12 protein-coding genes and 1 tRNA gene are annotated in these 13,683 nt (G+C 71.5%); 8 read left to right on the top strand and 5 right to left on the bottom strand.

Annotation, left to right across the window (positions count from 1 at the left end; genetic code table 11):
• Positions 1-1,716 (top strand): alpha-L-rhamnosidase-related protein (locus tag ESO86_RS03975; protein ID WP_165307296.1); only part of this gene is annotated, 1,716 nt, incomplete at its 5' end.
• Positions 1,717-2,180: 464 nt separating this feature from the next.
• Here ESO86_RS03975 and ESO86_RS03970 read toward each other — a convergent pair.
• The 4 genes from ESO86_RS03970 to ESO86_RS03955 are packed head-to-tail and all read right to left on the bottom strand — an operon-like array spanning position 2,181 to position 5,330.
• Positions 2,181-2,654, bottom strand: coding sequence for a DUF3237 domain-containing protein (locus ESO86_RS03970; protein WP_129233585.1), 474 nt, complete (start codon positions 2,652-2,654; stop codon positions 2,181-2,183).
• Positions 2,651-3,148 carry a MarR family winged helix-turn-helix transcriptional regulator gene (locus ESO86_RS03965; RefSeq protein ID WP_129233584.1) on the bottom strand — a complete coding sequence of 166 codons (498 nt, stop codon included), beginning with the start codon at positions 3,146-3,148 and terminating at the stop codon, positions 2,651-2,653. The genes ESO86_RS03970 and ESO86_RS03965 overlap by 4 nt, the downstream gene beginning before the upstream one ends.
• A complete protein-coding gene (locus ESO86_RS03960; protein WP_242492190.1) occupies positions 3,145-4,479 on the bottom strand; it encodes a flavin-dependent oxidoreductase in 1,335 nt (444 codons plus the stop codon). Before ESO86_RS03960 ends, ESO86_RS03965 begins: the two co-directional genes overlap by 4 nt.
• A 38-nt stretch (positions 4,480-4,517) precedes the next feature.
• Positions 4,518-5,330 carry a sulfite exporter TauE/SafE family protein gene (locus ESO86_RS03955; protein WP_242492189.1) on the bottom strand — a complete coding sequence of 271 codons (813 nt, stop codon included), beginning with the start codon at positions 5,328-5,330 and terminating at the stop codon, positions 4,518-4,520.
• Positions 5,331-5,374: 44 nt separating this feature from the next.
• On the opposite strand from ESO86_RS03955, the gene ESO86_RS03950 reads away from it, so the two are divergent.
• The 3 genes from ESO86_RS03950 (at position 5,375) to ESO86_RS03940 (ending at position 9,496) form a co-directional block, all read left to right on the top strand.
• Positions 5,375-6,283: a hypothetical protein gene (locus tag ESO86_RS03950; RefSeq protein ID WP_129233583.1), complete on the top strand. Its 909-nt coding sequence runs from the start codon at positions 5,375-5,377 to the stop codon at positions 6,281-6,283.
• A 51-nt stretch (positions 6,284-6,334) separates the two neighbouring features.
• Entirely contained in the window at positions 6,335-7,012 is a 678-nt protein-coding gene (locus ESO86_RS03945) for an SDR family oxidoreductase (RefSeq protein ID WP_129233582.1), read from the top strand.
• Between the two features lie 162 nt (positions 7,013-7,174).
• The gene (locus tag ESO86_RS03940; protein ID WP_165307294.1) at positions 7,175-9,496 is read left to right on the top strand and encodes a transglycosylase domain-containing protein; all 2,322 of its coding nucleotides are present in this window, start codon (positions 7,175-7,177) and stop codon (positions 9,494-9,496) included.
• 36 nt (positions 9,497-9,532) lie between these two features.
• On the opposite strand, the gene ESO86_RS03935 is transcribed toward ESO86_RS03940, so the two are convergent.
• The gene (locus ESO86_RS03935) at positions 9,533-10,177 is read right to left on the bottom strand and encodes an MBL fold metallo-hydrolase (RefSeq protein WP_129233580.1); all 645 of its coding nucleotides are present in this window, start codon (positions 10,175-10,177) and stop codon (positions 9,533-9,535) included.
• A 61-nt stretch (positions 10,178-10,238) separates the two neighbouring features.
• Here ESO86_RS03935 and ESO86_RS03930 point away from each other — a divergent pair, with 61 nt between their 5' ends.
• The 4 genes from ESO86_RS03930 to ESO86_RS03915 all read left to right on the top strand — a co-directional run bounded on the left by ESO86_RS03930 (position 10,239) and on the right by ESO86_RS03915 (position 13,500).
• The gene (locus ESO86_RS03930) at positions 10,239-11,141 is read left to right on the top strand and encodes a diacylglycerol/lipid kinase family protein (protein ID WP_129233579.1); all 903 of its coding nucleotides are present in this window, start codon (positions 10,239-10,241) and stop codon (positions 11,139-11,141) included.
• 80 nt (positions 11,142-11,221) lie between these two features.
• Positions 11,222-11,297 (top strand) — tRNA-Glu (locus tag ESO86_RS03925).
• A gap of 169 nt (positions 11,298-11,466) precedes the next feature.
• Positions 11,467-12,579 (top strand): TerC family protein, encoded by a 1,113-nt coding sequence (locus ESO86_RS03920; protein ID WP_129233578.1) that lies wholly within the window; start codon positions 11,467-11,469, stop codon positions 12,577-12,579.
• Positions 12,580-12,699: 120 nt separating this feature from the next.
• Positions 12,700-13,500 (top strand): PP2C family protein-serine/threonine phosphatase, encoded by an 801-nt coding sequence (locus tag ESO86_RS03915; RefSeq protein WP_242492188.1) that lies wholly within the window; start codon positions 12,700-12,702, stop codon positions 13,498-13,500.
• The last annotated feature ends 183 nt before the right edge of the window (positions 13,501-13,683 follow it).

The following is a 13,683-nucleotide window of genomic DNA, read 5'->3' as shown; positions in this document are numbered from 1 at the left end:
GAGTTCGACGTCGCGGCGGGCGCGGGAGCCGTTCCCGCGATCGGCATCCCGGCCGGCGCGCCGCTCGGCGACTGGTCGGCCAGCCTGGGGGGCGGCCCCTGGCAGGCGGTGGATCTCCGTCCCGGCGGCGATCGGCCACCGCACCTCGACCCGCCCGGTCAGGTCGATATCGTGGCCGCCCGCCGCTCGGACGGGCTCCACGACGTCGGCGCCCCGGTCCTCGGGAGGCCGATGCTTCCCGAGGGGCCGGAGCCACGTGTCGGCAGCGGCGAGAGCCCCGCCGAGGCGCTCGCCGACGAGGCGGACCGGGAGACGCGCCACGACGCCGTCCGCACCGACGACGGCTGGAGCACGAGGCATCCGCTCGGCTTCAGGTACCTCTCCGTCGCGGGCGACGAGGTGCCCGATGAGATCGTCGTGCGGGCCGAGGTGGCGCCGGTCGCCCGGCCCGGTGCCTTCGCATGCTCCGACGACCGGCTCACCCGGATCTGGGCGTCCGCGCAGTACACGCTCCGCGTGTGCGAACAAGGCCTCATGATCGACGGCATCAAGCGCGACCGCATGCCGTGGGCCGGTGACCAGGCGCTCAGCACGCTCGCGAACGCGTTCGCGCTGGGCGACGGCGGGGTCGTCGCCGACGGGCTCGTCGCGCTCGGCCGGCCCGACCACGGGTACGTCAACGGCATCGCCGACTACTCGCTCTGGTGGGTGGTCAACGCCGACCTGTACGTGCGGTACTTCGGCGACCTCGCCTTCGCCGAGCGCGAGGCCGACCACGTCGACGCGTTCGTCGCCGACCTCGCTCGATACGCCGACGAGCGCGGCGTCTTCCGTCCGGAGGCCCAGCGTGGCGGGTTCGTCGACTCCGGACCCGGCTCGGTCTTCCTCGACTGGGGGCTCGCCATCGAGCACGGCCGCGACCCCGTGGCGCTCCAGATGCTCTGGATCTGGGCCCTGCGCAGCGCTGGCCGGCTGCTCGGGCGGGCCGCGCATCCGGGCGCGGCTCGATGGGCCGCCATGGCCGACGTCGTCGAGACGACCGTCCGGTCCGAGGGATGGCTCGCGGAGACCGACCGCTGGGCGGACTATCTCGGGGCTGCTGCCGCGAGCGCGTCGCCCGCCCCGTACGCCAACTTCCTGGCGGTGCTCGCCGGGATGCATCCGCACGGCGTGCCCGAGGGGGTCGCGTCGTCGATCCGCACCGGGGCGGCCGGGACACCGTTCATGACGGCGTTCCGACTGCGCGCCCGGCTCGCCGCAGGCGAGCACGACGCGGTGCTCGAGGAGATCGACCGGATCTGGGGCGCCATGGTCGATGCCGGCCCGGGCACGTTCTGGGAGGAGGCGCCATCGGGCGCCGACGACCTGGCCATGTACGGGCGGCCGTTCGGCCGCAGCCTCTGCCACGGCTGGTCGGCCGGACCGGCCGCGGTCATCCCCGAGGCGGTGCTGGGGCTCCGCCCCCTCGACGACGGCTGGTCGCGATTCGAGGTCGAGCCGCGGCTCGGCGAACTGGACTGGGCGTCGGCCGTAGTCCCGACCCCGCACGGCGACCTCGTCGTGCACGCCGACCTGACGGGCACGACCGTCTGCGTTCCCGGGGGAGCCGCGCTCGCCCGCAGAGGTGAACCCGTCCAATTCGGGCCAGCGCTGGTTCGGTGGGCGTCGGTCGTCGCGCCCGCGTCCGAGGAGCTCGATTCGGGCCGAGCGCGCTGACGCACCGATTCCGCTCGATGGCTCGCCGAGTCCGTCGCGACGCGCTCCGATAGGCTGCCTGTCACGCCTGCGCCGACCGCCGTCGCAGGCGACCGGAAATCTGTCGAGAACGCTGCTCGGAGACCAGATTCGGCCCGTATGAGTCCGTAGCAGCACGGGCACTGGAGCGCATGAGATCCACGGAACTCCAGCCTTCGTGGGCCAGCTTCGACGGGGCGAGATCGACTTCAGTTGTTCTTGGTTCGAGTCCAGGTACCCCAGCAAGTGGAAACCCCCGGTCATGCCGGGGCCGTCGTGGTGCGCGACCGGATCCGGCGAATCGCCGCGGTCGGACGGGACGGCGAGAGGGGCAGCCGCGTCCCAGCGGTCGGTCCCAGGGGCGCGACTCTCCGCACTTCCGGGTGCCGCCGACGCCCCGCGCCTCCCTGCCTCATCTGCGCGCGCAGCTCCGCGTGCGCGGGCGGTCAGGTGACGCGGTACGCGGTGTACCGGACGGCGTCGGCGTCGCGGATGCACGACGCGACGAACACCGAGCGCTGCAGGTCCGCGAGGTGCGGTGCCGACGTCTCGATCGTGACGACGGTGCGGAAGTAGTACGCCGTCGGCGCGACCGCGTCGCCGCGGAGGAGCGACTCGAGGACGTCCGGTTCGCCCGAGCGGACCCCTGCCACCCGGAGGAACAGCAGGTCGCCGGCGTCGGTGCGTGCCGAGTACCGTCCGTCGATCTCGAGCGTGCCGTCGGGTCGTACGAGCTGCCAGTCGGCGCCGCCAGGCAGGATCTCGCCGACGATCGAGCCGGTGATCCGGCCCCCGATGATCCCGATGACCCGACGGCGCCCCGCGCGGGTGTCGCCGTAGTCGTCCACGGCGCCGACCTGCACGACGACCTCGAAGGCCGGCTCGAGCGTGGGCACCGGCGGTGCGGGCCGATCGGTCATGCGAGCCCCTCCGCGTCGCCGTCGGCGCCTCCGCCGCCCGAGGCCGCGTCGCCGTGCCTCAGGTCGACGAGGAGGTCGCGCAGTCGTTCCAGCGCCGGCAGCGCGGCGTCGAGGGCTGCGAGGTCCTCCGGGGTCAGGGCGGATGCCGCATCGGCGACGATCGCGGTCGAGGCGCGGTCGAAGCGCACGAACAGGTCGAGGGCGTGGGCGGATGCCGCGACGTCGACGCCCCGGCCGTCGCCGGCGCGTGGGGTGCGAGCGACGAGGCCGTCGCGTTCCATGCGGCTCAGCAGGTTGCTGACGGTGGGACGGCCGAGGCCGAGCGACGCCGCGAGCTCGCTCGGCGACGCGACGGTGCCGCGGGGGAGGGCACGGATGACCTCGATCTGCCCGTCGGGCAGCTCTGGAAGCCCCTCGCGGCGGCGCGCGGCGCCGAGGATCGCGCGGCGGAGCGGGGAGACGACGGCGGCGAGCCGGGCGGCGTCGAAGCTCATGGGTTCGCCGTCCGGGTGCGCTCCGTGCGGGCTCCGGAATGCTCGACGGTCATCGACGCCCGCGCGTTGAGCAGGTCGGGGTGGAATCCCGCCGCGCGCTTGTAGGCGGCGGCGATCTCGGCCAGCTCCTCCTCGGGGATCACGTCGTGGACGTCGGCGAAGCCGTCGGGTGCGCGCTCGTAGGCGAGTTGCATCACGCGTTCGGGGCCGGTCCGCCGGGTCATCTCGAGGAGGGCCGCGGTCGCCGGGCGTCGGTCGGCCTCGTACGCCTCGAGGGCCGCCGGAACGGTCGGCGCGCTCGCGAGGCGGAAGGCGAGGGTGCGCGCGTCGAGGATCGCCTGGGACCCGCCGTTCGACCCGTTCGGGTACATGGCGTGGGCGGCGTCTCCGACGAGGGTGGTTCGGCCGAAGGTCCACCGCGGCAGCGCGTCGCGGTCGACCATGGGATACTCCAGGATCTCGTCGGCGGCGGCGATCGCGGCGGGCACGTCGAGCCAGTCGAACCGCCAGTCCCGGAACAGGTCGACGATCGGCGCCGGGTCGACCGCGCGGTTCCAGTCGGCGTCGGGAGAGCCCTCGCCGCGCCGCTCGGCGATGAAGTTCACGCGCTGCCGGCCGGTGCCGTCGGGCGCGCTCAGCGGGTAGGCGACGAACTTCTGGTCGCCGTCGCCGGCCATGATCATCGTCCGTCCGTCGAGGTAGCCGGGGATAACCGCGGTGCCGCGCCAGAGGGTGAGTCCGCTCCACGGCGGTGCGCCCTCGTCCGGGTAGCGGATCGCGCGAAGCGCCGAGTGGATGCCGTCGGCGCCGATGACGAGGTCGCCCGTCGCGTCGACCGGGCCTGCGGCGGTGTCGAACGTCGCCGAGACCGCGTCCGCGCCCTCGGAGACGTCGACCAGGCGATGCCCGGTCTCGATGACCTCGCCCAGGCGTTCCCGCACGAGGTCGACCAGTGCGAGTTGCAGCCGCCCCCGATGCACCGAGAGCTGCGGCCAGCGGTAGCCGGCGTCGAGCCCGCGCGGCTCGGACCAGATCGGCTGGCCGAGCCGGTTGTAGTAGGCCAGGCGCGACGGCGCGACGCCCAGCGCCTCGATCCGGTCGGCGGCGCCGAGCTCGGTGAGTTCGCGCACGGCGTGCGGCAACAGGTTGATGCCGACGCCGAGACCGCGGATCTCGGACGCGCGCTCGAAGATGCGGATGTCGCGGATGCCCGCGGCCTCGAGGCTGAGGGCGGTGGCGAGGCCGGCGATGCCGGCTCCGACGATGACGACGTTCACGATGCGGGCTCCTGTCTGCGCGACCTCGTCGGCGCGCCGAATGTAGTTTTGCACATGAACTACTTTCCGTCGACCCGCATCGCAACCCCGGTTCACACCAGGAGGTACACCCCCGACGCGAAGGTGAGCAGCAGGACGACGCGCTCGAACCACGCCTGCGAGATGCGGCCCGCCGCCATCCGCCCGCCGAAGGCGCCCAGCACGAGCGCGGGTACGAGGAGCAGGTCGAGCAGCAGCGACTCCGGGGTCATGAGTCCCAGGCCGATCGAGAAAGGCAGCTTCATGGTGTTCACGATGAGGAAGAACCATGCCGCCGTGCCGAGGATCGCCCGCACCGGCAGGCGCGAGGCGACGAAGTAGAGCGTCATCACCGGGCCGGCCGCGTTCGCGATCATCGTCGTGAACCCGCCGAGCGGGCCGAAGACGAGCGAGAGCGCCGGCGGAACCGGTCGGGCCTCGAGTCCGGCGGCAGCGTCGGCGCGCCGGCGGAGCATGAGCACGACGCTCAGGGCGACGAGCACGAGGAGCGTCGCGCCGATGATGCGGCGCACCGTGACGTCGTTCGCGGCCCAGAGCACGACGACGCCCAGGAGGATCCCGACGAGTACGGACGGGAGGAGACGGCGGAGGACCTTCCAGTCGGCGTGGGCGTGGTGCATCCGTACCGCGATGAGGTCGCCGACGAGGAGGAGGCCGAGGACCGCCCCGGTCGAGGCCTTGGCGGGCAGGACCGACGCGAAGATCGCGGCCGGGATCGGGCCGAGCGCGGGCATGCCGCTCTTGGCTGCTCCGACCGCGAATGCGGCGAGGCCGAGCAGCAGCCACTCCGGTCCGGTGAACGTGGGCATCACGCTCCATCGTGCCGGACCGGCGCGTTCCGTGCCGACGGGCTCGATCTCAACCATCCGGACGATTCGCCCACCGCGTCGACGCTCCTACGCTGGCCGCCATGGGATCGCGGATCGGGTCATCGGAGTTGCAGAGGTTCATCACCCACACGGAGGGCACGATCTCGCCGAAGGGCGTCGCCGCGCTGTACGGGCGGGCCGAGATGCTCGCGAGGCTGCCCCTCGGCCTGCAGCGCCGGATCGTGTCGCACGCCCGGAGCGAGGACTACATGGGCTTCGTCGTGGAACCGTACTGCACGTTCCTGGCGTACGAGATCCGCGACGAGGTCGCTGCGACCCGGCTGCTGCCTCCGGGCTATCGCCTCATCCCGACCGCCATGTTCGCCGACGACGAGCCGCGCGCCTGCGCCATCCTCGGGGCGTTCAACGTCCACGCGTCGGTGTTCTGGGGTGCTCGGGTGGAGCTCTACCTCATCGCGGAGGACACGCGCACGGGGATGCTGACGTGGGTCATCTGCGACTACGAATCCAACACGATCAACTACGACCCCGGGCAGGGGTTCTCGGCCTCCACCACCGATCGCGCCGTGGTCACCACGTCGCATGCCGGCGAGGTGATCGTCGACGTCCGGAGCCGGCAGCGCCCGAACGCGCTCACCATGACGGCGCCACTGGCGACGGGTGCGATGCGGCCGCTCGATCAGCGGCTGTGGGTGGACGGGAACCTGTCCGTCGACTACGGGGGACGGCTCGAGCACGCGGACTCCGTCCCGTTCGGGCTCGTCTTCGACCCGGGTGAGATGACGCGGGCGCTGGAGCTCCCTCTCGAGACCGTCGAGGTGGAGCGCAACACCTTCGGCGCCGACTTCCGGGCCGACGCGCCGTTCTCGGTCGCCTGCTTCCCGTACGCCCAGCACTTCCTCACCACCAGCTACCCTCGCGCGAGCCCGATCCGCGACCGGCGGTCGCTGGAGGACGCCGTCCGCTCCCTGGCGGCCGAGGCTCGCTGACGTCGCCCGTCCGGGTCCACCGTGGTCGGCTCGTCGCGCTAGCGTGAGCGGATGGACCTTCAGCTCACCGGTCGTGTCGTGCTCGTCGTGGGCGGCGGCGGCTTCATCGGATCGGCGATCGTCCGGCGCGCCCGCGAGGAGGGCGCGACCGTCGTGGTCGCGTCGAGGAATCCCAGTGAGGGCATCGTGCTCGACGCGGGCGACGAGGACTCCGCGCGGTCGGCGGTGCAGCGGGTGATCGACGAACACGGCCGACTCGACGCGGTCGTGGTGACCGCGGCGCCGGCGGCCCAGACGCTGGACCCCGCGCGCAGCAGCGATCCGACCCAGGTCGCCGAGGCGTTCGATGCGAAGGCCCTGGCGTTCCTGCGCGTCGCCAACGCCGCGCTCCCGGTCATGACCGCGGCGGAGTACGGGCGGATCGTCGGCGTGAGCGGGCAGAACGCGTTCGTCACCGGGAACATCACGGGCGCCGTGCGCAACGCCGCGTTGAACGTCATCGCGAAGAACCTGGCCGATGCGGCCGCGGGGTCCGGCGTGACCGTCAACACGGTCAATCCGGGGCTGGTGACGCCCGAGCCGTCAGCGGACGTCGAGGTGGGGAAGGGCGGCGAGTCCTCGCCGACCCAGATCGCGGACCTCGTCGCATTCCTCATCTCGCCGCTGTCCGCCCTGTCGGGCGAGGCCATCGCCGTGGGGCACCGGGTTCGCGGAGTGATCTCCGGGTAGCAGACCAGGGGGCGCGCGTCGCGTCGCTTTACAAGCGCCGATACCTGAGGTGTGATGGAAGTCACGCCGAATGCGGCCGGACCCCTGCGTCCGGCACGGGTGGGGACGGCGGGAAGGTCGGGGTTCGGTTCGATGATGTACGGCGACACGCACGATCGCGCGGTGACCCGACCGCGCACGTTCGGCGGTGTCCTCGGCGGCCTGCTCGGCCTCGTCGCGGTCAGCGCGGCCGCGGCGCTGCTCGTCGCCGCGGCGGTGACGCCGGCGATCGCCACGGCGGGTGTCGCGGCATCCGGCACCATCTCGCTCTTCGAGAACCTGCCGAGCTACCTGAAGATCGGCGAGCTCTCGGTGAAGAGCAACATCTACGCGAAGCAGTCCGACGGCAAGCAGAAGCTACTCGCCTCGTTCTACGACCAGAACCGGGTCGAGGTCGAGTGGGACGAGGTGAGCCAGTACGTCAAGGACGCGGCCATCGCCGGCGAGGACCCCCGCTTCTACGACCACAACGGCGTCGACCTGCAGGGCACCATGCGCGCCGCCGTCACGACGGCGAGCGGTCGCGAGACGCAAGGCGGCTCGTCGATCGCGCAGCAGTACGTCAAGAACGTGCGCGTGCAGGAATGCGAGCGCGACGCGGTCGACGAGGCGGAGCGCGACGGGTGCTACGACGCCGTCACCGAGACCTCGATCGATCGCAAGCTCAAGGAGATGCGGCTCGCGATCGGGGTCGAGAAGCGCTACACCAAGAGCCAGATCCTGCTCGGGTACCTGAACATCGCGGGCTTCGGCGGCACGGTCTACGGCATCGAGGCGGCGGCCAACTACTACTACGGCACGTCCGCGTCGAAGGTGACGCTCGCCCAGGCGGCATCGCTCGTCGCGATCGTCAACAACCCGTCGAAGTTCCGCCTCGACCAGCCGAACAACGAGGTCAACGGCGCTGCGGACGGGTACGCCGCGAACCACGCGCGACGCGACTACATCCTGCAGAGCATGCTCGACGAGTCGAAGATCACGCAGGCCGAGTTCGACGAGGCGGTCGCGACGCCGGTGGAGCCGAAGATCACCGAGCCGAGCACCGGATGCCAGACGGCGGGCGGCAGCGCCTACTTCTGCGACTACGTCAAGCACATCCTGCAGAACGACCCGGTGTTCGGCGAGGACGAGGCGTCGCGACTGCTGAACTTCCGTCGCGGCGGGTACAACGTCTACACGAGCCTCGACCTCGACCTGCAGGCCGCGGCTGAGCGGGCCATCGCCGCGCACGTCCCGGCGACCTACCCGGGATGGGATGTCGGCGGCGTCATCTCGACTGTCGAGGTCGGAACCGGCCGCGTGCTCGCGATGGCGCAGAACCGGGCCTACAGCCAGGACCCGAAGGTGCTCGAGAAGGGCCCGCAGTACACGAGCATCAACTACAACACCGACTTCGACTACGGCGGCTCCCGCGGATTCCAGCCCGGATCCTCCTACAAGGTCTTCACGCTCGCCGAGTGGCTGAAACAGGGCCACGGGCTCGCCGAGCGCGTCGACTCGAGGCCGAAGAGCAACTGGGGCGTCTTCCAGGACAGCTGCCTCGGGCCGCACTTCGCGGGCGACTGGAACCCGCGCAACGACGCGAACGAGTCCGGCGCCAACTACAGTGCGCTCGAGTCGACGATCGGATCGATCAACACCGGCTTCATCGGGATGGCCAAGAACCTCGATCTCTGCGGGATCCGCAAGACGGCCGAGTCGTTCGGCGTGCACCGCGCCGACGGGAACGTGCTCGTGCAGGGTCCGTCCTCGGTCATCGGCACGAACGAGGTCGCGCCCCTGTCGATGGCGGTCGCCTTCGCGGGCATCGCGAACAACGGCAAGACCTGCACGCCGGTCGCGATCGACCGGATCACGGGGCGCGACGGCGAGGAGATCCCGCCGCCGAAGTCGGAGTGCAGGCAGTCGGTGCCCGAACCGGTCGCGGCCGCGATGCACACCGCGATGGGCATGGTGATGACGCAGGGGACCGCGGTGGCGTCTCGCGCTGCGACCGTCCCGGCCGTGCCGCTCATCGGCAAGACCGGTACGACGGACGGCGCCAAGGACACGTGGATGGTCGGCGCGAGCTCCAAGGTCGCGACGGCGGCCGCGGTGGTCAGCGTCAACGGCGACGCCAACCAGCGCGGCATCTGGTTCGCCACGGGCCAGGCGGCCACCGCGCGTCACCGGATGTGGCCGGAGGTGATGTCCGCGGCAGCCGCGAAGTACGGCGGGGACGCGTTCACCCAGGCCGGCCTCGGGCCCGTCGCAGGACCCGGGTCCTTCCCCGACGGACGCGTCGTCGAGCCGGATCCGCCCCCGTCGAACGAACCGGCGACCGGGCCCGCCTCGCCGGGCGAGCCTCCCTCGGGCGGCGGCAACGACGGCGGCGGCGACTCCAGCGGTCCGGGCAACGGCAACGGCAACGGCAACGGCGGCGGCAACGGCGGCCCGGGGGGCTGATCCGTCGGTCCGCCGGCGGATGCCGCGGCATCCGCCTCACGCGTCGAACGAGTCGCCCGGTTCGAGGGGAAGGTACTCGCCGCCGCCCTGCTCGGTCGCCCAGCCGAGGCGGGCGTTCGACAGCTCCTTGCCTGCGCGCGAGAGCACCATCTCGTGCGTGGGGAAGGCGCGCTTGGGCCGGACCGCCATGACGAAGTCCATGGCCTCCGAGATCTTCATCCACGGCGCGCCGGCGGGAGCCGCGAGCACGTCGACCTCGACGCCCTCGGGCACGGCGAACGAGTCGCCGGCGTAGTAGAGCGCGTCGTTGACGAGCACGCCCACGTTGTCGATCACCGGGATGGACGGATGGATGACGGCGTGCCGCCCGCCGAAGAAGCGCAGCCTGAACGGGCCGACCTCGACCTCGTCGCCGGGCGCGACGCGCACGACCTCGATGCCGGACCCGGCGGCCGCAGCGACGACCCCCTCTGGTCCGAAGACCCGCACGTCCGGGCTGCGGTCGCGGATGCGACCGAGTTGCTCGGGCGTCCAGTGATCGTCGTGCAGGTGCGTGATCACGACCGCGAGCGCGCCGGACGCCTCGGTGATCGGGGTGGTGAACTTGCCCGGGTCGATGAACAGCCGATCGCCGGAGTGCTCCACGACGAGGGCGGCGTGCTCGAGCTTGGTGACGCGCATGTTCCGAGCCAACACCGTGCGTGTCGTGCGCGCAACCGGGTCGCCCTGCCATGATCACTGCATGTCGCGTGGCCCCCGTCGCCTCCTGCTCGCGGTGAACCCGAGCGCCTCGTTCGGTCGCAACCGGTCCATCGGGCCGGCCGCCGCGCGCCGCCTCGAGGCGGAGGGGTACGTCGTGACCGTGCTCCGGGCCGACAACTTCGAGCTCCTCCGGCGCGAGGTCCAGGCGGCGTTCGAGGCCGGGACGGACGGCCTCGTCGTCGTCGGCGGCGACGGCATGGTCTCGCTCGGCGTCAACGTGCTCGCGGGCACGCAGGTGCCCATGGGTCTCGTCGCCGCCGGGACGGGCAACGACCTCGCCCGCGCGCTCGGCCTGCCCCACGACGACCCCGAGGCGGGCATCGAGGCGCTCGTGGAGGCGCTCCGACGGCCGCCGCAGCAGATCGACCTCGGCCACATGCGGCACGGCGGGCTCAGCACGTGGTTCGCCTGCGTGCTGTCAGCGGGGTTCGACGCGGTGGTGAACGAACGGGCGAACCGGATGTCGCGGCCGCGCGGTCCGAGTCGGTACACCATCGCGCTCCTGCGGGAGCTCGCGACCTTCCGGCCTCGCCGGTACGCGATCACGATCGACGGCGTCCGGCGCGACCAGGTCGCCATGCTCGTCTCGGTCGCCAACACCCCGTCGATCGGCGGGGGGATGCGGATCGTCCCGCACGCCGACCTCGCCGACGGCGTGCTCGACGTGTTCATCGTGCATCCCCTGTCGCGCATCGGCCTGCTCGGCGTGTTCCCGCGAGTATTCGCTGGGCAGCATGTGGACCATCCGGCCGTCGAGTTCGTGCGGGCGCGTCGGGTCCGTGTGGAGGCCGACGACATCATCGCGTACGCCGACGGCGAGCGCGTCGGCCCGCTGCCGATCGAGGTCGAGGTGGCGCCCGGCGCACTCCGGGTGTTCGCCTGATGCGCGGGTCCGGATCCGCCCGGCGGCGTCGATTTGGAATGCGCCGGAGTCGTATGCCATACTCGATGACGTCGCAGCGAGGCCCCATCGTTTAGCGGCCTAGGACGCCGCCCTCTCACGGCGGTAGCGCGGGTTCAAATCCCGCTGGGGTCACCAATGACAGGCGAACGCCCCCGCATCATCGTGCGGGGGCGTTCGTCGTTTCCGCGGGCGTTCGCCTAGACTCGTCCGAGCGAAGGGGAGTATCCCGTCGGGCCGTTCGGTCCGGGCCACGATCGTCAGTACGAGCGCCGTCGATGCCGCTCCGGGCGTGGCGGCGCATCCGATGCGCCGGGAGAGACTTTCGGTCCTCGACGCACCCTCCGAAAGGCCCTCCGTGACCGCATTGCCCCTCTGGTTCGAAGTCGGTTCGCTCGTCGTCCTGACGCTGATCCTCGTCGCCGACCTGCTGATGGTGATCAAGCGACCGCACGTCCCGTCCTTCCGGGAGTCGACCCTGTGGGTCGTGTTCTACATCGCGCTCGCGCTCGTGTTCGCGGGGCTGATGTTCGTCATCGGCGACGCCGAGCACGGTGCCCAGTTCCTCGCGGGCTGGCTCACCGAGTACAGCCTCTCCATCGACAACCTGTTCGTCTTCGTCATCATCATGGCGAGGTTCGCGGTGCCGAGGAAGTACCAGCAGGAGGTGCTCATGGTGGGCATCATCCTCGCCCTCATCCTCCGAGGGATCTTCATCCTGCTCGGCGCGCAGCTGATCGAGAACTTCAGCTGGATCTTCTACATCTTCGGCGCGTTCCTGCTCTACACCGCGGCGCAGCAGGCGTTCGGCGACCACGAGGACGAGGGCCGGGACTCCGCGCTCATCCGACTGCTCCGCCGCCGGCTGCCGATCACGAACGACTACGACGGCATCAAGCTCCGCACGATGATCGACGGTCGTCGCTTCTTCACGCCGATGCTGATCGTGTTCGTGGCGATCGGCACCACCGACCTGATCTTCGCCCTGGACTCGATCCCGGCGATCTTCGGCATCACCCAGAGCCCGTTCATCGTGTTCACGGCCAACGTGTTCGCACTGATGGGCCTCCGCCAGCTGTACTTCCTGCTCGGCGGCCTGCTCGAGCGTCTCGAGTACCTCAAGTACGGCATCGCGTTCATCCTCGCGTTCATCGGCGTGAAGCTCGTGCTGCACGCGATGCACGAGAACGAACTCCCGTTCATCAACGGCGGCGAGCACATCGAGTGGGCTCCGGACATCTCGACCTGGACCTCGCTCGCGGTGATCATCGCGGCGATGGCGGTGGCGACCGTGGCGAGCGTCGTGAAGGCGAACCTCGACGCCCGCCGCCGCGGCCACACGCTCGGCGAGGAGATCCCGCACTTCACCGAGGAGAACGAGCACGACCGCGACTCCGACAGCACCTCCGTCGAGCGCTGAGCGGCGCGCCCGTCCGATCGCTCCCGGCGAGAGTGCCGCGCGCGCCGCGAGCGCTTGCTAGCGTTGAGCGACTGCGCCCCGCGGCGTGAACTCTGCCCTGTCCAGAGAGGACCCGATCACGTGACGTCTGACGGCAGCGGTGTCGTGCCCATCCCCACGGGATCCGCACGGATCGTGCACAGCGCCCGCACCCACGTCGGCAACGTCCGCGCGGTGAACGAGGATTCGCTGCTCGCGCAGCCGCCCGTCTACCTCGTCGCGGACGGCATGGGCGGTCACGCTCGCGGCGATGCCGCGAGCCGTGCGGTCGTCGACACCTTCCGCCGGCACATCGACGCGGGTGCACCGTCGACCCCGGAGCGCGTGCTCGACGCGATCCACAGCTCGAACGACGTGGTCCGCGCGCTCTCCGACGAGGGCGACGAGGGCACGGCCGTGGCCGGAACGACCGTCTCGGGGATCGCGCTGGTCGACGCCGGCGATGGCCGTGGCGTGCACTGGATGGTGTTCAACGTCGGCGACTCGCGGGTCTACCTCTGGGACGGCCGCCGCCTCGAGCAGGTCACGGTCGACCACTCGGCCGTGCAGGAGATGGTCGACGCGGGCCTCATCGGTGCGGACGAGGCGGAGCGGCATCCGGACCGGAACGTCATCACGCGGGCGGTCGGGGCCGATGCGCACGTCGAGCCGGACGTCTGGCTGATCCCGGCATCCGGCCGACAGGTGTTCCTCGTGTGCTCCGACGGGCTGACCAAGGAGGTCGACGATGCCGGGATCGGGCGGATCCTGGCCGGGCACTCGATGCACGCGGCCGGCCTGGCCGGGGAGCTGGTGGATGCCGCGTTGGCGGCGGGCGCACGCGACAACGTGAGCGCGATCGTGGTGGAGTCCGTCCTCGGAGGCGCCGTCGCCTCGCGTTAAGGTGGGGGCGTGAGCGAGCCGGACTGGATCGTGCCCCCGCCGGGGGTCGTGCCGGACGAGCCGGAGGCGGATCGGGCGGATCGGGCTGGGGGCATCGGGCGCGTGCAGCGCGCGATTCCGGCGTTCCGCCCGCCACCGGGCATCCGCCCGCCGTCGGCCCTGCCCATCGCGCCGCCCGCGTCG

The sequence above is a fragment of the Agromyces binzhouensis genome, assembly GCF_004135055.1.
Lineage (GTDB): Bacteria > Actinomycetota > Actinomycetes > Actinomycetales > Microbacteriaceae > Agromyces > Agromyces binzhouensis.
Note: the sequence above shows the minus strand (reverse complement) of the source record. Positions and strands in the feature narration are given on the sequence as shown.

What these genes read in the sequence shown, in the direction of transcription:
- ESO86_RS03930 (WP_129233579.1), top strand. Translation starts at nt 10,239, where the DNA reads ATGTCGCGTGGCCCCCGTCGCCTCCTGCTCGCGGTGAACCCGAGCGCC.
- ESO86_RS03950 (WP_129233583.1), top strand. Translation starts at nt 5,375, where the DNA reads ATGGGATCGCGGATCGGGTCATCGGAGTTGCAGAGGTTCATCACCCAC.
- ESO86_RS03920 (WP_129233578.1), top strand. Translation starts at nt 11,467, where the DNA reads ATGCGCCGGGAGAGACTTTCGGTCCTCGACGCACCCTCCGAAAGGCCC.
- ESO86_RS03970 (WP_129233585.1), bottom strand. Translation starts at nt 2,654, where the DNA reads ATGACCGATCGGCCCGCACCGCCGGTGCCCACGCTCGAGCCGGCCTTC.
- ESO86_RS03965 (WP_129233584.1), bottom strand. Translation starts at nt 3,148, where the DNA reads ATGAGCTTCGACGCCGCCCGGCTCGCCGCCGTCGTCTCCCCGCTCCGC.
- ESO86_RS03945 (WP_129233582.1), top strand. Translation starts at nt 6,335, where the DNA reads ATGGACCTTCAGCTCACCGGTCGTGTCGTGCTCGTCGTGGGCGGCGGC.
- ESO86_RS03955 (WP_242492189.1), bottom strand. Translation starts at nt 5,330, where the DNA reads ATGGTTGAGATCGAGCCCGTCGGCACGGAACGCGCCGGTCCGGCACGA.
- ESO86_RS03935 (WP_129233580.1), bottom strand. Translation starts at nt 10,177, where the DNA reads ATGCGCGTCACCAAGCTCGAGCACGCCGCCCTCGTCGTGGAGCACTCC.